Source organism: Streptomyces hamibioticus, from assembly GCF_047946815.1.
In the GTDB taxonomy this organism is placed as follows: Bacteria; Actinomycetota; Actinomycetes; order Streptomycetales; family Streptomycetaceae; genus Streptomyces.
This window is the reverse complement of sequence record NZ_JBKKQY010000001.1, coordinates 1,721,072-1,739,223: the sequence shown is the minus strand read 5'-3', so window position 1 is coordinate 1,739,223 and position 18,152 is coordinate 1,721,072. Positions and strand designations below refer to the sequence as shown.

Below are 18,152 nucleotides of genomic sequence, written 5' to 3'. Positions count from 1 at the left end.
CGGTCAGTCACTTCGGAAAATGCCAGCGATCGCAACCGGACCGTTATCCGGAACGCGAGGTCCGTTCACCGGACACATAATTCCGGTTCATTCAGTCGTGAACCGGTCCCGCCGTCAGTTCGGCCAGCTCCTCCGGGGTCCGCGGGCCCGGCGCTGCCCCGGTCAGTGTGCCCTGGGCCCGCAGCAGCCGCGCCACCGCCACCCCCCACGGCAGCCGCAGCCCGGCCTCCCGCAGCAGGTCCGGGCGGGCCAGCGTGGCCGCCGTCGGGCCGGTGTGCACGCCGGACGGCGTGAGGACCGCCGCCTCGTCGGACCAGCGCAGGGCGAGGTCGACGTCGTGGGTGGCCATCACCACGGTGGTGCCGTCCGCGCGGAGCCCGTCCAGGGTGGCCAGCAGCCGCTCCTGGCCGTCCGGGTCCAGCCCGGCGGTCGGCTCGTCCAGGATCAGCACCCGGGGCCGCATCGCGACGGCCCCCGCGATCGCCGCCCGCTTGCGCTGCCCGTACGACAGCAGGTGGGTGGGCCGGTCGGCCAGCGCGGCGATGTCCAGCGCGGCCAGCGCCTCCTTAACCCGGGCCCGCACCTCGGTGTCCGGCAGACCGAGGTTGAGCGGCCCGAACGACACGTCCTGGGCCACCGACGCGGCGAACAACTGGTCGTCCGGGTCCTGCACCACCAGCTGCACGGTGGTCCGCAGCCGGGTCAGCCCCCTGCGGTCGTACGCCACCGGCTCGCCCGCCACCGTCAGGCGGCCCGGGTGCGGCCGCAGCCCGCCGCTGAGCAGCCGCATCAGCGTGGTCTTGCCGCTGCCGTTGCGGCCCAGCAGGGCGAGCGCCCGCCCCTCGGGCACCTCGAAGTCGACCGCGCGCAGCACGGTGGGCCCGTCCTCGTACGCGAAGGAGGCGCCCCGCAGGGCGATGAGGGCGGACTCGCTCACGACAGTGGCCTTTCCAGTACGAAGGTGAGGGCGGCCAGCGCCGCCAGCAGCGCGAGGCTCGCGGCCGTGAACGGCACCGAGACGCGGGCCTCGGGCACCAGCACCCGCAGCGTGCCGTCGTAGCCGCGTCCGGCGAGCCCGGCCTGGAGCCGCGCCGCCCGGTCGAAGGAGCGCACGAACGCCGTCGCGCCGAGCCCGGCCAGCGACCGCCAGGCGGCGGCCCGCGTGGTGTGCCCCAGCCGGGCCGCCTGGGCCTGCCGCACCCGCCGCACCGAGTCGAGCAGCAGGAAGCTCATCCGGTACGTCACCAGCGCCACGTCGACGACCGGCGCGGGCACCCCGGCCCGCACCAGGCGGGGCAGCAGATCGGACATCGGGGTGGTGAACGCGAACAGCAGCACCCCGAGCGAGGCTGCCGAGGTGCGCAGCAGCAGCCCGCCCGCCCGAGCCGGTCCGCCGTCGGCCAGGGACACGAACGCGTCCGCGCCGCCGACCTGCACGAGCAGCGGCAGCGCCCCGGTCACGCAGAAGCCGAGCGGCACCCGGTACGCCCGCCACAGCCGCCGCCCCGGCACACCCGCCGGGCCCAGCAGCACCGCCAGCGCCGTCACCAGTACCAGTGCCGCGCCCGGCCAGGGCGGCAGCGAGATCGCGAGCACCGTGAGGCCCAGCCCCAGCACGGCCTTGTCCACGGGATGGCGGCGGCGCCAGCGACTGGCGTGCGCCGCGGCGTCGATCGGCAGCACTCAGTCCCCTGCGGGAGCGTCCGGCCGGGCCGCCGCCCGGGCCCGCTCCTCGCCCTGCCGCCGTCCCCGGCGCAGACCGAAGTAGTACGCGAGCACGCCGGCGCCGAGGGCCGCCTGCACGGCGAACAGCGCGGACTCGATCTCCCCGGACGGGGGTTCGTACAGCGGCGAGAACCACGGCTCGTAGTCCGGGTCGATCTCGGTGATCGCCGTCTCCGCCTCGGCGTCGGCGCCGGAGAACGGCTCCTCCTTGCGGTCGCCGAGCCCGAACACCAGCGGCAGCACCGCGAGCGCGGCCACCGCGAGCAGCAGCAGGGCGTCGATCCTCGTGTCGCGCTTCACCGGGCCGCCGCCTCCTGCCCCGCCGTCTTCGCCTTCGTCCTGGTCACCAGCACGCCCAGCCGGGTCAGTTCGCCCTTGCTGGACCGCACCAGCAGCCGCATCACGAGGACCGTGAGGAGCCCCTCGCTCACCGCGAGCGGGATCTGCGTCACCGCGAAGATCGAACCGAACTTGCCGAGCGCGCCCAGGAATCCGCTGCCCGGGTCCGGGAAGGCGAGCGCCAGCTGGACGGACGTGACGCAGTAGGTGGACAGGTCGGCGACGAACGCGCCGCAGAACACGGCGGCCATCAGCGGCGCGTCGCAGCGGCGCAGCAGCCGGTAGGCGCCGTACCCGGCCCACGGCCCGACGATCGCCATGGAGAAGACGTTGGCGCCGAGCGTGGTCAGCCCGCCGTGGGCCAGCAGCAGCGCCTGGAACAGCAGTGTGATGGTGCCCAGCACCGCCATGACCGGCGGCCGGAACAGGATGGCGCCCAGCCCGGTGCCGGTCGGATGGGAGCAACTCCCGGTCACCGACGGCAGTTTCAGGGCGGACAGCACGAACGTGAAGGCTCCGGAGGCGCCGAGGAGCAGGGTGCTCTCCGGGTGCTCCCTGACCTCACGGGTGAGTGACCGTACTCCGTGGACGACGAACGGCGCTGACGCGGCGCCCCAGGCGACCGCGTGCGCCGGAGGCAGAAAGCCCTCGGCTATGTGCATGGCTCGGCAGACCCTCTCCAACACCTCGTGGATGGTTGACGCGCCTCGGCCGGTCTCCTGGCTGACGGGTACCACCGCCCGAACTCCGCCTTCCCGGGTCCGTGGAGGACCCAGTGGCTGCCCGTGAGGGCCGGAGCCGGACTTCCCGATCACAGTGGCGAGGGCCGCACCGGCATTGCACCGGATTTCCCGTTCACCAAGGCGTGGTGACAGTAGTGCGCCCGCACCGGCAGTGACAAGGGCGTACGGGGCGCTCGGACCGAGGTCACACGCCCCCTGTGCCGTCAATCGCGCCGGTCACGCTCCGACCGCCGCGCTTGACGGGCATCGTCCTGGCCGCACTCAGCCTCGTCGCCCAGTTCGTGTTCCTGCCGTACGCGCCCGTCTGGTCGGTGATCACGATGGCGATCGACGTCTTCGTCATCCGGGCCCCGGCCCGCCGCCAGGAGGAGGCCGAGAGAGTCCGACCGCCTCGGCCTCGTCCTGGCGGATCGCTCGCGCCCGGCGGCTCCGCGCTCAGCGCCGCAGCAGCCGCGCCACCCCCGCCGCCGCACCGGCCGCGGCCAGCCCGGCACCCGCCAGGGCCAGGGCCCGGCCCGGCCGGCCCGGGGGCGCCGGGCGGGCGCCGGGCGCGGTGCCGTAGGCGCTGCCGGGGGCGTCGGGGAGCGCCGAGGCCAGCAGCTCCGCCAGATGCACGGCCTCGTGGCCGCCGCTGTCGAACTCGTGGACCTGGGTGCGGCAGCTGAAGCCGTCGGCGAGCACGACGGTCCCCGCGTCCTCGTCCCGCAGCCGCGGCAGCAGCACCCGCTCCGCGCACGCCTCGCTGACCTCCTCATGGCCGCGCTCGAACCCGAAGTTGCCGGCCAGTCCGCAGCAGCCGGAGTCCAGCCGCTCCACGTCCACCCCGGCGCGGCGCAGCAGTTCCCGGTCGGCGTCCCAGCCCAGCACCGCGTGCTGGTGGCAGTGCACCTGGGCCAGCGCACGAGCGGACCGGTCGGGCACCTGCGGCGGCCGGTAGCCGGGGGAGTGCTCGGTGAGCAGCCCGGCCAGGGTCACCGTCTGGTCCCGCAGCCTGCGCACGTCCTGGTCGCCGGGGAACAGCTCGGCCGCGTCCGCCCGGAACACGGCCGCGCAGCTCGGCTCCAGGACCACCACGAGACCGCCCTCCCGGACGTGCCCGGCCAGCCGCCGCACGGTCCGGGTCAGGATCTTCTCGGCGGTGCCGAGCTGCCCGGTGGAGATCCAGGTCAGCCCGCAGCACAGCGGCTCGGTGGGCAGCTCCACCCGCCAGCCGGCGTGCTCCAGCACCGCCACCGCCGCCTGCCCGAGGTGCGGGTGGAAGTGGTTGGTGAAGGTGTCCGGCCACAGCAGCACCGTGCCGCGTTCCCCGTCGCCGTACGGCTCGTGGGCGGCGAACCACTGCTGGAACGTCTGCCCGGCGAACAACGGCACCTCCCGGTCCGCCACCCCCGCCACGGCGACCGCGGCCTTCGACAGCGGCGGTGTGTGGGTGAGGGCGTTGACGACCGGCCCGAGACGGGTGCGGCCCACGGCCTGGGCGAGCGCGGGCAGCCACCCCATCGACCAGTCCGAGCGTGGCCGACGCCACGGACGGCCCTCGTAGTGGTGGGACAGGAACTCGGCCTTGTAGGTGGCCATGTCCACATCCGCCGGACAGTCGCTCTTGCAGCCCTTGCAGGCCAGGCACAGATCGAGGGCGTCCTTGACCGCCTCGGACCGCCAGCCGTCCCGGATCGCGCTGTCCCCGTGGCCGTCCAGCATCTCGAACAGCAGCCGGGCCCGTCCCCGGGTGGAGTGCTCCTCCTCCATGGTGACCTGGTACGACGGGCACATCACGGTGCCCTCGCTGGTGTGCTGCCGGCACTTGCCCACGCCCACGCACCGGTTGGCGGCCTCGGCGAACGACCCGCCGTCGTGCGGGAACCGGAAGTGCAGGTCGCGCCGGTCCTCCGGGGCCCAGTCGCCGCCCAGCCGCAGGTTCTCGTCCAGCCGGTACGGGGCGACGACCTTCCCCGGGTTCATCCGGTCCAGCGGATCGAAGACGGCCTTCAGCCGCCCGAACGCCTCCGTCAGCCCGTCCCCGAACATCCGCGGCAGCAGCTCCCCGCGGCTCTGCCCGTCACCGTGCTCGCCGGAGAGCGACCCGCCGAACTCCACGACCAGGTCGGCCGCCCGCTCCATGAACCGCCGGTACGCCGCCACGCCGTCCGCGGTGTACAGGTCGAAGGGGATACGGGTGTGCACGCAGCCGTGCCCGAAGTGGCCGTACAGACTCGGCCCGGTGTCGCTCAGGTAGCCGAACTCCTCGAACAGCGCCCGCAGCCGCCGCAGGTAGTCGCCCAGCTTCTCGGGCGCCACCGCCGAGTCCTCCCAGCCCTCGAAGGTGTCGGGCCGCCCCGGGATGTGCGCGGTGGCGCCCAGCCCGGCCTCGCGGACCTGCCAGATCTCCGCCTCGCGCGCCGGGTCGTCCATCAGCGCGCAGTCCGCGTCGTGCTCGGACCGGTGCAGGGCCTCCAGCATCCGGCGCGCCCGGGCGACCGCCTCCTCGGCGGTGTCCCCGCCGAACTGCGCCAGCAGGAACGCGTTCCCATCCGGCAGTTCGCCGACGGCCTCGGGGTTGAGGTGCTTGATCCGCTGGTCGCGGACCAGCCGGGCGTCGATGCCCTCCAGCGCCAGCGGATCGTGCGGCAGCACGCCCGGCACCGCGTCGGCGGCCCGGTCGATGCGGTCGAAACCGAGCACCACCAGCGTGCGTTCCCGCTCCACCGGGACGAGCTCCAGCTCCGCCCGGACCACGGTGACCAGCGTCGACTCGCTGCCCACCAGCAGCCCGGCGACGTCGAAGCCGTGCTCCGGCAGCAGCGAGTCCAGGTTGTAGCCGGAGACCCGGCGCGGGATGTCCGGGAAGCGGCGGCGGATCTCGTCGGCGTAGGTGTCGCGCAGTGCGCGCAGCCGCCGGTAGACGGCCGCCCGCAGATCACCCTGCCGCTCGATCTCCGCGTACTCCTCGTCGCTGGTCTCCCCGCACCAGAAGCGGGTGCCGTCGTACAGCAGCACTTCCATGCGGGCGATGTTGTCGACGACCTTGCCGTACGCCTGCGCGGTGGCGCCGCAGGAGTTGTTGCCGATCATGCCGCCGATCGTGCAGTTGGCGTGCGTGGCGGGCTCCGGGCCGTAGCGCAGACCGTGCTCGGCGAGCTGTGCGTTCAGCTCGTCCAGCACGATGCCGGGCTGCACGACGCAGGTCCGGGCCTCGACGTCCACGGACTCCAGCCGCGTGCAGTACTTCGACCAGTCGAGCACCACACCGGCGTTGGCGCACTGCCCGGCCAGCGATGTCCCGCCGCCCCGGGACAGCACCGGCGCCCCGTGCTCCCGCGCCACGGCCACCGCCGCCACGCCCGCCTCCGGGGTGCGCGGCACGACCACGCCCAGCGGCGTCTGCCGGAAGTTCGAGGCGTCCGTCGAGTACGCGGCCCGGCTCCCGGCGTCGAATCGGACCTCGCCGTCGACCCGCTCGCGCAGCGCCGCCTGAAGCGAACCGACGTCGACCGGGGGCGGGGCCCCCTCGCGGATCACGGGGTCGGGCAGGTCCAGCTCGCCCATGGGGTCCTCCTTCGCAGTCGGCACGGCGTCGGCCGGGTACCCCACGTGGCGACCGGGGCAACGTGCGTCCGGGGCCGTCGCGGACCGTGTCGCTGTTGGGCCGAACGGGTGACTTGGCGTAAGAATTGGCTGGTGCAAGGCAATGAAGGCGAGTCGGAGCGGGGGAGCCGGTGAACAGCCACGACGTCACCGATGAACAGTGGGAGGGGCTCGCCCAGGTCGTTCCGTTGCGCGGGCGCGACGCGTGGCCGTCCTCGGTCGGTCACCGTGCGATGCCGGAGGCGGAGACGGAGGCGCGGCGCCGCTTCGTGGTCCTGCGCGTCAACGTCTTCGCGGACGCCCGCGAGGTCGCCGAGACCCTGATGTCCGGCATCCCGGTCCTGCTCGACCTGACCGGTGCGGAGACGGAGGTCGCCAAGCGCGTCCTCGACTTCAGCACGGGCGTCGTGTTCGGCCTGGCCAGCGGCATGCACCGGGTCGATCGCAACGTGTTCCTGCTCACACCGGCGGGGACCGAGGTGACGGGCCTCATGGAGGACGCCGGGGTGCCGGGGGCGTGACACGGGCGCCCCGGCCCGCGGCGGCGGCACGTACGGCCCCGCCGGCGAACGGGCGAGGCCCTGCCCGGCCGACGGCTCGACGCCTCGCGGCGGGCGCCGGGCGTCGTCGCGCGCGGTGGCCCGGCGTGCGGCTGGGGTGACGGCGGGCTGCGTGGCCGGGGTGCCGGGCCGCCGGTGGGGTGACGGCGGGCTGCGTGATCGCGGTGCCGGGCCGCCGGTGGGGTGACGGGCGGTGCGCGGTGGACGGGGGCGATCCCCCGATCGTAGGAAGAACGCGAGGGCGGAACGGTTCGCCCCGTGGGCCGGGCCCTACCGTCCAGCCATGACCGTGTCCCCCGCGTCGGCCACCCCCGCCTCGCCCGCCCAGGCGCCACCCGGTGACGACAAGGCACACCCCGATCGCCCCCGCGTCACCGAGCTGCGGCTGGCCGCCTTCGCCGGCCACCGGCGGTCCGCCTTCCGGCTCGGCCCGCTCAGCCTGCTGGCCGGCCCCAGCGGCTGCGGCAAGACCAGCGCGCTGCGGGCGTACGAGGCACTGGCCCGGCTCGGTGGCGGCGCGCCGCTGCGCGCCGCGTTCCCCGACCCGCTCTCCTGCGTGCCGGACCGGGCCCGGCCCGACGCCCAGCACCGCCGCGGCTTCCGCATCGGCTGCACGGCCGACGGCCCCGAGGGCCCGGTCCGGCTCGACGTCGCCGTGCAGGCCGAGCCCGAGCTGCGGATCGCCGGGGAACGGCTGACCGCGGGCGGGGTGGTCCTGCTGGAGACCGCCCTGCGCGACCCCGGGCGGCGCACCGTGCAGGCCGCCTGGCACACCGCCGGGCCCGCACCCGTGACGCGCGCCCCGCTGCCGGACGACCGGCTCGGCACCGCACTGCTGCCGCTGCGCGTGGCCGGCAAGACGGACGGGCAGCGGCGGGTGCTCGCCGCCGCCGAGCAGATGGTCGTCGCCCTGCGCTCGGTCTTCGCCTGCGATCCGCGGCCCGGCCGGATGCGCGACCCGGTGCCGACCGGCTCGGGGCGGCTGGTGCGCGGCTGCGACAACCTGGCCGACGTGCTGTGGCGCACCCGCGCCGAGTGCGGGCGGCGGCACGCGCAGTTCGTCGAGGCGGTGCGCGCCGGATGCGCCGGGCCCGTCGCCGACGTGCTGGCCGAGCCCGTCACCGGGGGAGTGCTGCGCGGGCTGCTCGACCGGGGCGACGGACAGCGCACCGGCCTGGCCCGGCTCGGCTACGGCGAGCTGCGCTACCTCGCCCTGGCCCTGGTGCTGCTCACCGGCCCCGGGGTGCTGGAGGTCGACCCGGCCGGTGAGGTGCCGGGCGCCCTCCAGACGCTCACCGTCCTGGCCGACGGGTTCGACCGGGGCCTGGACCCCGGGCAGCGGGCCGGACTGCTGCGGCTGGCGGCCAGGATGTGCGACCGGGGGCATCTGCGTCTCGTCGCGACGGTCAGCGACGCCGCCTGGGCGGCCGGAACGGACGGTGTCACGGTGGTACACCTGGAGCCGTGACCGATCATCCCCGGGACCTCACGGCCTTGCAGCGCCGGCTGGCCGAGTTCGCCGCCGCGCGGCACTGGCAGCCGTACCACACGCCCAAGAACCTCGTCACCGCGCTCAGCGTGGAGGCCTCCGAACTCGTCGAGATCTTCCAGTGGCTGACGCCGGAGGAGTCGGCGCGCGTCATGGACGACCCCGACAGCGCCCACCGCGTCCGCGACGAGGTCGCCGACGTTCTGGCGTATCTGCTCCAGCTGTGCGAGGTGCTCGGCGTCGACCCGCTGGCCGCGCTGGAGGCGAAGATCGACCGCAACGAGCGGCGGTTCCCGGTGCCGGACACCGCCTCTGGTCACACTGAGTAGTTGACAGTTGGGGCGAAACCGATTTGTTGTCCAGAGATTTCCGTCTTCCTCTGGCCTTTTGCCCCACATGCCTTCACTCTGGGTAGTGGACAGCGGAGTTCGGGCGGACGCGCGTGACCGCGCGTCGGACAGACGGGGGCAGCGCATGGACGCTGTGCGGCTCATCGTGACGAGCAGACGTGCCCTGATCGCCGGCGGCGACGTACGGGAGATCCTCGCGGAGGTGTGGCAGGCGCAGGCGCTGGCGCAGGCCATCGGCAGCCGCCTCGCGGTCTCCGGCCCGCCGGAACTGCGCGGCGAGGCACTGGGATTGACGGAACTGGCGGGCCGTGGCTGCGGCGTGCTGCGCACACCGGACCTGGCCCCCGGTGAGCTGCGCGCCGCCCAGCTGACCGAAATGGGCGACGCCCGCCAGGCCCTGGTACGCCTCGGCGCGCTGCTCGGCGAGATAGGCATCGCCCTGGTCGGCATCGCCAGCGCGGCGGACGACGAGGGCGCGTACTGGCAGTGCATGGAGGCGATCGACGCGGCGGACGAGTGCCGTGACCGCGTCCGGGAGATGCTGCGCAAACTGGCCGACCGCGAGGAGCAGTTACCGGAGCGGGAGGCGGGCTAGGCCCGCGCGACGCCGCCGCCGACGCCCGAAGCCGACACGGCCGCGGGTGGTCGTGCCGACGGGCGGCGTCCGTCCCGTCGGCCAGGGAGCGGCATCTCGTTCCGCCGGGCGGCGTGCGGCCCTCCCGACCGTGCTCGTCCGTGCTCGACCGCGCTGCCGCGGGCACTCGTGCCGGGAGCGGCGCCCGCACCGAAGGGCGCGGCACCCCGTCACGCCGGGCGACGCCACCCACCGCAGGGTCCCGGCGGGTCGGCGCAGCGCAAGCGCAGGGGCAGGCAGCCGGCGCGGCGCCACCCACGCCCGGCAGCTCAGTCCGTGCGCTCCTCCTCGCCCTGCGACCCCCGCGTCCCCCCGGTCGACTGCAACTCCGCGTCCAGTGCCGACAGATCCGCGTTCAGGGCCGCCATCAGCTCCTCCATCTGCTGCAACAGTCCCTTCGGCCGGTCGGCGGTGGCCCCGCCCTGCTGCGGCACGGTCTCTTCGGACATGACGGCCTCCTCGGCCCTGGCCCCCGCGGAGGCCGACACGGTGACACTCCGGCGGTCGCGGGCCGGCGAGGGTGCCGGGCGGTCCGGCTCCGCCGACCCAACGATCATCGTCGGCGCCCGGTCACTGGCACGGTCCCCGCCCCGGCGCCGGGTTGACGCGTATTCACCCGACCGTGGAACGGTCCGGCGGACCCGCGTGCCGGGAACGGCGACCGGCGACCGGCCGCCGCGCCGAAGCGTGCAGGATGGAGCCATGGATCTCCGCATCTTCACCGAGCCCCAGCAGGGGGCCACCTACGACACGTTGCTCAGGGTCGCCAAGGCCACCGAGGACCTCGGCTTCGACGCGTTCTTCCGCTCGGACCACTATCTCCGCATGGGGTCCGTGGACGGCCTCCCCGGCCCCACCGACGCCTGGATCACCCTCGCCGGCCTCGCCCGCGAGACCAAGCGGATCCGCCTCGGCACCCTGATGACCGCCGGCACCTTCCGGCTGCCCGGCGTCCTCGCCATCCAGGTGGCGCAGGTCGACCAGATGTCGGGCGGCCGGGTCGAACTGGGCCTGGGCGCGGGCTGGTTCGAGGAGGAGCACAAGGCGTACGGCATCCCCTTCCCGAAGGAGAAGTTCGCCCGTCTCGAAGAGCAGCTGGCGATCGTCACCGGGCTGTGGGCGACCGAGGTCGGCCAGACCTTCGACTTCCACGGCACCTACTACGACCTCACCGACTCGCCCGCGCTGCCCAAGCCCGCCCAGCCGAAGGTCCCGGTGCTCATCGGCGGCCACGGCGCCACCCGCACCCCGCGCCTCGCCGCCCGGTACGCCGACGAGTTCAACATCCCGTTCGCCTCGATCGAGGACACCCGGCGCCAGTTCGGCCGGGTGCGGACCGCCGCCCAGCAGGCCGGCCGCGCGCCCGACGCCCTGACCTACTCCAACGCCCTCGTCGTCTGCGTCGGCAAGGACGACCGGGAGGTCGCCCGCCGCGCCGGCACCATCGGCCGCCAGGTCGAGGAACTGAAGGCCAACGGCCTGGCCGGCTCCCCGGCCGAGGTCGTCGACAAGATCGGCCGCTACGCGGAGGCCGGCTCGCAGCGCATCTACCTCCAGGTGCTCGACCTGAACGACCTGGAGCACCTGGAGCTGATCTCCTCCGAGGTCCAGTCGCAGCTGTCGTAGCGGCCCCGGCCTGCGAATAACCGTAGGCGCCGGCCGGCGATCCCGTGCGATGGTGTGACCGTCGTCCTGCCGAGTCCCCAGGATCACCATCCCCTGGGGGCTCGCGCATGTACGGCGCGACCATCACGACCACCGGCCGGAGAGGCCCTGAAGCATGTTCCTGACCATCACCACCACCGGTACGCCCGAACGCCCCGCCACCGACCTCGGCTTCCTGCTGCACAAGCATCCCGACAAGGCGCAGGCGTTCTCCACCTCCTCCGGCACCGCCCACGTCCTCTACCCCGAGGCGGAGCCCCAGCGCTGCACGGCGGCGCTGCTCTTGGAGGTCGACACGGTGGCCATGGTCCGGCGCGGCCAGGGCAAGGGCCGGGGCGGCGCCCCCGACGCGGCGCTCGCGCAGTACGTCAACGACCGGCCCTACGCCGCCTCCTCGCTGCTCGCCGTGGCGCTGAGCCGCGTCTTCTCCAGCGCGATGCGCGGTGTGTGCAGGCTACGGCCGGATCTCCCGGACCGGCCCCGGCCGCTGCGCGTCGAGGTGCCCGCACTGCCCGCGCGGGGCGGGCCCGACCTCGTACGCCGGCTCTTCGAGCCGCTCGGCTGGTCCGTCGGCGTCGAACCGGTCCCGCTGGACACCGAGTTCCCCGAGTGGGGCGACTCGCGGTACGTCCGGCTGGTCCTGGAGTCCGAGGCGCTGACGCTCGCCGCGGCTCTGCGCCATCTGTACGTCCTGCTGCCGGTGCTCGACGACGCCAAGCACTACTGGGTCTCCTCCGACGAGGTGGACAAGCTGCTGCGGGCCGGCGAGGGCTGGCTGCCCGGCCACCCGGAGCACCGGCTGATCACCAGCCGGTACCTGTCCCGCCGCTGGTCGCTGACGCGCGAGGCGATGGACCGGCTGGAGCTGGTGCGCCTGGCCGAGGCCGACGACAGCGAGGTCGAGGAGATCGACAACGCCGTCGAGGCGGAGACCGAGGCCGAGGAGAGGCCCGCGCCGCTCGCCGTGCAGCGCCGCGAGGCGATCCTCGCTGCGCTGCGCGAGCGTGCCGCCGCCCGGGTCCTGGACCTCGGCTGCGGGGAGGGACACCTGGTCCGGGAGCTGCTCAAGGAGCCGCGGTTCACCGAGATCCTCGGCGTGGACGTGTCCGTGCGCGCGCTCGCCATCGCCGCGCGGCGGCTGAAGCTGGACCGCATGGGGGAGCGGCAGGCCGCGCGCGTGAACCTCCTCCAGGGGTCCCTGGCCTACACCGACCAGCGTCTCAAGGGCTACGACGCCGCCGTGCTCAGCGAGGTGATCGAGCACGTCGACCCGCCCCGGCTGCCCGCCCTGGAGTACGCGGTGTTCGGCGCCGCCCGCCCCCGCACCGTCGTCGTCACCACACCCAACGCCGAGTACAACGTGCGCTGGGAGACCCTCCCGGCCGGGCACGTCCGCCACCGCGACCACCGCTTCGAGTGGACGCGCGCCCAGTTCCGTACCTGGGCGGAGGCGGTGGCCGAACGGCACGGCTACCGCGTGGGGTTCCGCCCCGTCGGCCCCGACGACCCCGAGGTCGGGCCGCCCACCCAGATGGCCGTGTTCGAGAACGGCACCCCGGAGAACGGCACCCCGGAGAACGTGACTCCGAAGACCGAGGCCCCGAAGGAGGCGAAGGCGGCATGAGCGACACCACCACTGAGGGACGGGCGCTGCCCGTCACCGACCTCTCCCTGGTCGTCCTGATCGGCGCCTCCGGCTCCGGCAAGTCCACCTTCGCCCGCCGGCACTTCAAGCCGACCGAGGTCATCTCCTCCGACTTCTGCCGCGGGCTGGTGTCCGACGACGAGAACGACCAGAGCGCGACGCGGGACGCCTTCGACGTCCTGCACTACATCGCCGGCAAGCGGCTCGCGGCCGGCCGCCGCACCGTCGTGGACGCCACCAGCGTGCAGTCCGAGGCCCGGCGGCAGCTGATCGAGCTGGCCCGCGCCCACGACGTGCTGCCGGTCGCCATCGTGCTCGACGTGCCCGAGGAGGTGTGCGCCGAGCGCAACGCGGCCCGCACCGACCGGGCCGACCTGCCCCGCCGGGTGATCCGGCGGCACGTCCGCGAACTGCGGCGCTCGCTGCGGCACCTGGAGCGCGAGGGCTTCCGCAAGGTGCACGTCCTGCGCGGAGCGGACGAGGTGGAGCGGGCCACCGTCGTCACCGAGAAGCGGTTCAACGACCTGACCCACCTCACCGGGCCGTTCGACATCATCGGCGACGTCCACGGCTGTGCGTCCGAGCTGGAGACCCTGCTGGACAAGCTGGGCTACACCGACGGCGTGCACCCCGAGGGCCGTACCGCCGTCTTCGTCGGCGACCTCGTCGACCGCGGCCCGGACAGCCCCGGCGTGCTGCGCCGCGTGATGGCGATGGTCAGGTCGGGCAACGCCCTGTGCGTGCCCGGCAACCACGAGAACAAGTACGGCCGCCACCTGCGGGGCCGCAAGGTGCAGCTCACCCACGGACTCGCCGAGACCGTCGAGCAGATGGCGGGCGAGAGCGAGGAGTTCCGCGCCGAGGTGCGGGAGTTCATCGACGGCCTCGTCAGCCACTACGTCCTCGACGGCGGGCGGCTCGTGGTCTGTCACGCCGGCCTGCCGGAGAAGTACCACGGCCGCACCTCCGGCCGGGTGCGCGGCCACGCCCTGTACGGCGACACCACCGGCGAGACCGACGAGTTCGGGCTGCCGGTGCGCTACCCGTGGGCGGAGGACTACCGGGGCCGCGCGGCCGTCGTCTACGGCCACACCCCGGTCCCGGAGGCCAGCTGGCTCAACAACACCATCTGCCTGGACACCGGCGCCGTGTTCGGCGGCAGGCTCACCGCGCTGCGCTGGCCGGAGCGGGAGATCGTCGACGCACCCGCCGAGCGCGTCTGGTACGAGCCGGTCAAGCCGCTGCGCACCGAGGCGCCCGGCGGGCACGACGACCGGCCGCTGGACCTGGCCGACGTGCACGGCCGCCGCGCGGTCGAGACCCGGCACGCGGGCCGGGTCACCGTCCGCGAGGACAACGCGGCGGCGGCGCTGGAGGTCATGAGCCGCTTCGCGACCGACCCGCGGCTGCTGCCGTACCTGCCGCCGACCATGGCCCCGACCGCCACCTCCCGGGTGGACGGCTATCTGGAGCACCCCGAGGAGGCCTTCGCCCAGTACGCCGCCGACGGGGTGGCGCGCGTGGTGTGCGAGGAGAAGCACATGGGCTCGCGGGCGGTGGCCCTGGTGTGCCGGGACGCCGGGACGGCCCGCGCCCGCTTCGGCGTCGGGGGTGCCTGCCGCTCGAGCGAAGCCGGGAGCGGGGGAGGGCCCACCGGCTCCCTCTACACCCGTACCGGCCGCCCGTTCTTCGACGACGCGTCCGTCACCGAGGAGATCCTCGGCCGGCTGCGCGCGGCGATCGGCGCGGCCGGTCTGTGGGACGAACTCGCCACCGACTGGATGCTGCTCGACGCCGAGCTGATGCCCTGGTCGCTGAAGGCCTCCGGTCTGCTGCGCTCGCAGTACGCCGCCGTGGGCGCCGCCTCCGGCGCGGTGTTCCCCGGCGCGCTGGCCGCCCTGGAGGGCGCGGCGGCCCGCGGCGTCGACGTCACCGGCCTGCTCGCCCGCCAGCGCGAACGGGCCGCCGACGCCGCGGCGTTCACCGACGCCTACCGGCGCTACTGCTGGGCGACGGAGGGCCTGGACGGTGTCCGTCTGGCGCCGTTCCAGGTCCTGGCCGTCCAGGGCCGCAGCCTCGCCGCCCTGCCGCACGACGAGCAGCTCGGGCTCATCGACCGGCTGGTCGAGCACGACGGCACCGGCCTGCTGCACACCACCCGCCGGCTGTACGTCGACACCGGCGACCCCGAGTCGGTGCGGGCGGGCGTCGACTGGTGGCTGGAGATGACCGGCCGCGGCGGTGAGGGCATGGTCGTCAAGCCGATCGGGGCGCTGGTCCGCACCGAGGAGGGGCGTCTGGTGCAGCCCGGCATCAAGTGCCGGGGCCGCGAGTACCTGCGGATCGTCTACGGTCCCGAGTACACGCGCCCCGACAACCTCGCCCGGCTGCGGCAGCGGTTCCTGAACCACAAGCGGTCGCTGGCGCTGCGGGAGTACGCCCTCGGCCTGGAGGCCCTGGACCGGCTGGCGGACGGCGAGCCGCTGTGGCGGGTGCACGAGGCGGTCTTCGGTGTCCTGGCGCTGGAGTCGGAGCCGGTGGACCCGCGGCTGTGACCCGCTGACACCGGGCCGGCGTCGGCTGCGGTCACCTCTTTCCGGTGACCGGAGCCGACGCCGTGCCGTGCGGCGCGGGGGTCCGGCCCTCGCGTCCGGCCGGCCGGCGGGCCAGGAGCAGCATCGGCTGGGTGAGGAGGGTCGTGGCCAGGGCCATCAGGACCAGGGCCGTGTAGAGGGGGCCGCTCAGCAGGCCCGCCTGGCGGCCCGCGTCGAGGGCGATCAGCTCGGTCAGGCCCCGGGCGCTGAGCAGGACGCCGACGGTCCGCGCGTCCCGCCGGTCCAGGCCGCACAGCCGGGCCGCGACCGCACCGCTGCCGACCTTGGTGGTGACCGCCAGCACCGTCACGACCAGCGGCGCCGCCCAGGCCGTGCCGTCCAGTCCGCCCAGGGTCACCGACTGCCCCGAGACCACGAAGAAGAACGGCAGCAGCAGCGAGCCGACCTCGTGCAGCGGACGCAGCAGGTCCGGGTCGAGGGTGCCGTCCTCCTCGCGCGGCACCACCACCCCGGCGAGCAGCGCCCCGAAGATCACGTGCAACCCCAGCGCATGCGTCACCCAGGCGGAGCCGAGGGCGAAGCCGAGCAGCAGCGCCAGCCGCAGCGAGGGCTCCAGCCGCGTCCGCCACAGCAGCCGGCGCAGCACCGGCCGGGCCGCGAGCACCATCACGGCGACGAAGCCGGCGGCGAGCCCCGCCCGCCACGGCACGCCGAGCCCGGCCGGACCGCCGTCGCCGTCCATCATCGCCCCGGCCAGTACCGTCCAGCCGAGCACGTCCAGCAGCCCGGCCGCCGACACCGCCACCACGCCCGGCAGCGAACGGGACAGCCCGTTCTCCCGCACGATGGCCGTCAGCACGGGCACCGCCGTCACCGACAGGGCGACCCCGGCGAAGACCACGGCGGCGGGGGAGAGGCCGCGGGGCATGCCCAGGTCGTGCAGCGGCTCCCGGAACAGCAGCGCACAGCCGCTGCCCACGGCCATCGGCACCGCGAAGGCGGCCAGCGCCACCGTCACCGACGTACGCGCCCGGTCGCCGAGGACCTCCAGGTCCAGCTCGTAGCCGACCGCGAACAGGAACACCACCAGGGCGACCTGCGCGAAGCCGGTCAGCACCGGCCCGATGGCCGCCGGGAACAGCACCGCGTACGCCTCCGGGGCCGCGCTGCCCAGCAGGGACGGGCCCAGTGCGATGCCCGTGGCCAGCTGGCCGACGATGTACGGCTGCCGCAGCCGCCGGGCCAGCCGGCCGCCCGCGTGCGCGGCCACCAGGACCAGCGCCGAGGCGCCCACCACGTGCAGGACCAGCGCGTCACCGCTCACGTCTCCCCCTGTACCGCCCGCTCACGTCTCCCCTGTCCTGCCCGCCGACGTCTCCTCCTGTCCCGCGGCCGTCGGACCGGCCCACGACCCGTCTTACGGAGCGGGCGCCACCGCACCGGCGTCGCACAGGCGCACACGGAGGGCGCACCGCGGTCACGGGTCCGCGCAAGCGGGGGGTGAACAGGCGCCCGAGTGGTCAGGATGGAGCCATGGGATTCCATGTCGACTCCGAGGCCGGGCGGCTCAGCCGCGTCATCCTGCACCGGCCGGATCTCGAGCTCAAGAGGCTCACCCCCAGCAACAAGGACGCCCTGCTCTTCGACGACGTGCTGTGGGTGCGCCGGGCGCGCGCCGAGCACGACGGGTTCGCCGACGTGCTGCGCGACCGCGGTGTCGCCGTCCACCTCTTCGGCGACCTGCTCACCGAGACCCTCGACATCCCGGCGGCCCGGGAGCTGGTCCTGGACCGGGTCTTCGACGAGAAGGAGTACGGCGTCCTGGCCACGGACCACCTCCGGGCCGCCTTCGAGACGCTGCCCGCGGGAGAACTGGCCGAGGCGCTGGTCGGCGGCATGACCAAGCGGGAGTTCCTCGACGCGCACGCCGAGCCGGTCTCCGTGCGGTTCCACGTCATGGAGCTGGACGACTTCCTGCTCCGGCCGCTGCCCAACCACCTCTTCACCCGGGACACCTCCGCGTGGATCTACGACGGCGTCTCCATCAACGCGATGCGCTGGCCGGCGCGGCAGCGCGAGACGGTCCACTTCGAGGCGATCTACCGCCACCACCCGCTCTTCCACGGCGAGGGCTTCCGGGTCTGGTCCGAGGGGCAGGCCGACTACCCGTCGACCATCGAGGGCGGGGACGTGCTCGTCATCGGCAACGGCGCGGTCCTCATCGGCATGAGCGAGCGCACCACCCCGCAGGCCGTCGAGATGCTCGCCCACAAGCTGTTCGCCGCCGGCTCGGCGAGCACCATCGTCGCCCTGGACATGCCGAAGCGGCGGGCCTTCATGCACCTCGACACCGTGATGACGATGGTCGACGGCGACACCTTCACCCAGTACGCGGGTCTCGGCATGCTCCGGTCGTACACCATCGAGCCGGGCACCGGCGGCATGGAGCTGAAGGTCACCGACCACCCGCCGGAGCACATGCACCGCGCGATCGCCGCGGCGCTCGGCCTGAGCGAGATCCGGGTGCTGACCGCGACGCAGGACGTGCACGCCGCCGAGCGGGAGCAGTGGGACGACGGCTGCAACGTGCTGGCCGTGGAACCGGGCGTCGTCGTCGCCTACGAGCGGAACTCCACCACCAACACGCATCTGCGCAAGCAGGGCATCGAGGTGATCGAGATCCCGGGCAGCGAGCTGGGCCGGGGGCGGGGCGGGCCGCGCTGCATGAGCTGCCCGGTCGAGAGGGCGCCCGTGTAGGCGGCCCGCGCAGGCGCTCACCGGGCGGCGTGCGGGAGTGGCCGTCGTGCCGGATGTGACCGTGCGCAACGGCGGCTCCCGGCTCCGAGGAGAGCTTGGAGCCGG

The 18,152-nt window shown here is 74.3% G+C and carries 15 protein-coding genes, 1 pseudogene and 1 riboswitch; of the genes and pseudogenes, 9 read left to right on the top strand and 7 right to left on the bottom strand.

Annotated features, from left to right (window positions below):
- Positions 1–91 precede the first annotated feature (91 nt).
- The 4 genes from ACLGIH_RS07815 to ACLGIH_RS07800 are packed head-to-tail and all read right to left on the bottom strand — an operon-like array spanning position 92 to position 2,726.
- Positions 92–937: an ATP-binding cassette domain-containing protein gene (locus tag ACLGIH_RS07815; RefSeq protein WP_416524498.1), complete on the bottom strand. Its 846-nt coding sequence runs from the start codon at positions 935–937 to the stop codon at positions 92–94.
- Positions 934–1,683, bottom strand: coding sequence for a cobalt ECF transporter T component CbiQ (cbiQ, locus tag ACLGIH_RS07810; protein WP_416524497.1), 750 nt, complete (start codon positions 1,681–1,683; stop codon positions 934–936). Before cbiQ ends, ACLGIH_RS07815 begins: the two co-directional genes overlap by 4 nt.
- Positions 1,684–2,025: an energy-coupling factor ABC transporter substrate-binding protein gene (locus ACLGIH_RS07805; RefSeq protein WP_416524496.1), complete on the bottom strand. Its 342-nt coding sequence runs from the start codon at positions 2,023–2,025 to the stop codon at positions 1,684–1,686.
- Positions 2,022–2,726 carry an energy-coupling factor ABC transporter permease gene (locus ACLGIH_RS07800; RefSeq protein WP_416524495.1) on the bottom strand — a complete coding sequence of 235 codons (705 nt, stop codon included), beginning with the start codon at positions 2,724–2,726 and terminating at the stop codon, positions 2,022–2,024. Before ACLGIH_RS07800 ends, ACLGIH_RS07805 begins: the two co-directional genes overlap by 4 nt.
- Before the next feature lie 30 nt (positions 2,727–2,756).
- Positions 2,757–2,942: riboswitch (cobalamin riboswitch) on the bottom strand.
- Positions 2,943–3,040: 98 nt separating this feature from the next.
- On the opposite strand from ACLGIH_RS07800, the pseudogene ACLGIH_RS35050 reads away from it, so the two are divergent.
- Positions 3,041–3,181: pseudogene (locus ACLGIH_RS35050) on the top strand (DUF7144 family membrane protein); the annotation flags it as partial.
- Between the two features lie 61 nt (positions 3,182–3,242).
- On the opposite strand, the gene ACLGIH_RS07790 reads toward ACLGIH_RS35050, so the two are convergent.
- The gene (locus ACLGIH_RS07790; protein WP_416524494.1) at positions 3,243–6,353 is read right to left on the bottom strand and encodes an FAD-binding and (Fe-S)-binding domain-containing protein; all 3,111 of its coding nucleotides are present in this window, start codon (positions 6,351–6,353) and stop codon (positions 3,243–3,245) included.
- A 170-nt stretch (positions 6,354–6,523) separates the two neighbouring features.
- On the opposite strand from ACLGIH_RS07790, the gene ACLGIH_RS07785 reads away from it, so the two are divergent.
- The 4 genes from ACLGIH_RS07785 to ACLGIH_RS07770 all read left to right on the top strand — a co-directional run bounded on the left by ACLGIH_RS07785 (position 6,524) and on the right by ACLGIH_RS07770 (position 9,386).
- Positions 6,524–6,913, top strand: coding sequence for a cell division protein SepF (locus tag ACLGIH_RS07785; protein WP_416524493.1), 390 nt, complete (start codon positions 6,524–6,526; stop codon positions 6,911–6,913).
- Between the two features lie 322 nt (positions 6,914–7,235).
- The gene (locus ACLGIH_RS07780; protein WP_416524492.1) at positions 7,236–8,420 is read left to right on the top strand and encodes an AAA family ATPase; all 1,185 of its coding nucleotides are present in this window, start codon (positions 7,236–7,238) and stop codon (positions 8,418–8,420) included.
- A complete protein-coding gene (locus tag ACLGIH_RS07775; protein ID WP_416524491.1) occupies positions 8,417–8,770 on the top strand; it encodes a nucleotide pyrophosphohydrolase in 354 nt (117 codons plus the stop codon). Before ACLGIH_RS07780 ends, ACLGIH_RS07775 begins: the two co-directional genes overlap by 4 nt.
- 145 nt (positions 8,771–8,915) lie before the next feature.
- Entirely contained in the window at positions 8,916–9,386 is a 471-nt protein-coding gene (locus ACLGIH_RS07770) for a DUF6099 family protein (RefSeq protein ID WP_416524490.1), read from the top strand.
- A gap of 308 nt (positions 9,387–9,694) precedes the next feature.
- On the opposite strand, the gene ACLGIH_RS07765 is transcribed toward ACLGIH_RS07770, so the two are convergent.
- Complete coding sequence (locus tag ACLGIH_RS07765) at positions 9,695–9,874, bottom strand: hypothetical protein (protein ID WP_416524489.1); 180 nt, start codon at positions 9,872–9,874, stop codon at positions 9,695–9,697.
- Between the two features lie 253 nt (positions 9,875–10,127).
- Here ACLGIH_RS07765 and ACLGIH_RS07760 point away from each other — a divergent pair, with 253 nt between their 5' ends.
- From ACLGIH_RS07760 to ACLGIH_RS07750, 3 genes are all read left to right on the top strand, one after another.
- Positions 10,128–11,051 carry an LLM class F420-dependent oxidoreductase gene (locus tag ACLGIH_RS07760; protein WP_416524488.1) on the top strand — a complete coding sequence of 308 codons (924 nt, stop codon included), beginning with the start codon at positions 10,128–10,130 and terminating at the stop codon, positions 11,049–11,051.
- Between the two features lie 154 nt (positions 11,052–11,205).
- The gene (locus tag ACLGIH_RS07755) at positions 11,206–12,714 is read left to right on the top strand and encodes a 3' terminal RNA ribose 2'-O-methyltransferase Hen1 (RefSeq protein ID WP_416524487.1); all 1,509 of its coding nucleotides are present in this window, start codon (positions 11,206–11,208) and stop codon (positions 12,712–12,714) included.
- Positions 12,711–15,290, top strand: a complete 2,580-nt coding sequence (locus tag ACLGIH_RS07750) for a polynucleotide kinase-phosphatase (protein WP_416524486.1) — start codon at positions 12,711–12,713, stop codon at positions 15,288–15,290. The genes ACLGIH_RS07755 and ACLGIH_RS07750 overlap by 4 nt, the downstream gene beginning before the upstream one ends.
- A 31-nt stretch (positions 15,291–15,321) precedes the next feature.
- On the opposite strand, the gene ACLGIH_RS07745 is transcribed toward ACLGIH_RS07750, so the two are convergent.
- Positions 15,322–16,614 (bottom strand): cation:proton antiporter, encoded by a 1,293-nt coding sequence (locus tag ACLGIH_RS07745; RefSeq protein WP_416524485.1) that lies wholly within the window; start codon positions 16,612–16,614, stop codon positions 15,322–15,324.
- A gap of 209 nt (positions 16,615–16,823) precedes the next feature.
- Between ACLGIH_RS07745 and ACLGIH_RS07740 the strand changes: the two genes are divergently transcribed.
- The gene (locus ACLGIH_RS07740; RefSeq protein WP_416524484.1) at positions 16,824–18,047 is read left to right on the top strand and encodes an arginine deiminase; all 1,224 of its coding nucleotides are present in this window, start codon (positions 16,824–16,826) and stop codon (positions 18,045–18,047) included.
- The last annotated feature ends 105 nt before the right edge of the window (positions 18,048–18,152 follow it).

What these genes read in the sequence shown, in the direction of transcription:
- ACLGIH_RS07800 (WP_416524495.1), bottom strand. Translation starts at nt 2,726, where the DNA reads ATGCACATAGCCGAGGGCTTTCTGCCTCCGGCGCACGCGGTCGCCTGG.
- ACLGIH_RS07790 (WP_416524494.1), bottom strand. Translation starts at nt 6,353, where the DNA reads ATGGGCGAGCTGGACCTGCCCGACCCCGTGATCCGCGAGGGGGCCCCG.
- ACLGIH_RS07780 (WP_416524492.1), top strand. Translation starts at nt 7,236, where the DNA reads ATGACCGTGTCCCCCGCGTCGGCCACCCCCGCCTCGCCCGCCCAGGCG.
- ACLGIH_RS07770 (WP_416524490.1), top strand. Translation starts at nt 8,916, where the DNA reads ATGGACGCTGTGCGGCTCATCGTGACGAGCAGACGTGCCCTGATCGCC.
- ACLGIH_RS07765 (WP_416524489.1), bottom strand. Translation starts at nt 9,874, where the DNA reads ATGTCCGAAGAGACCGTGCCGCAGCAGGGCGGGGCCACCGCCGACCGG.
- ACLGIH_RS07760 (WP_416524488.1), top strand. Translation starts at nt 10,128, where the DNA reads ATGGATCTCCGCATCTTCACCGAGCCCCAGCAGGGGGCCACCTACGAC.
- ACLGIH_RS07755 (WP_416524487.1), top strand. Translation starts at nt 11,206, where the DNA reads ATGTTCCTGACCATCACCACCACCGGTACGCCCGAACGCCCCGCCACC.
- ACLGIH_RS07750 (WP_416524486.1), top strand. Translation starts at nt 12,711, where the DNA reads ATGAGCGACACCACCACTGAGGGACGGGCGCTGCCCGTCACCGACCTC.
- ACLGIH_RS07740 (WP_416524484.1), top strand. Translation starts at nt 16,824, where the DNA reads ATGGGATTCCATGTCGACTCCGAGGCCGGGCGGCTCAGCCGCGTCATC.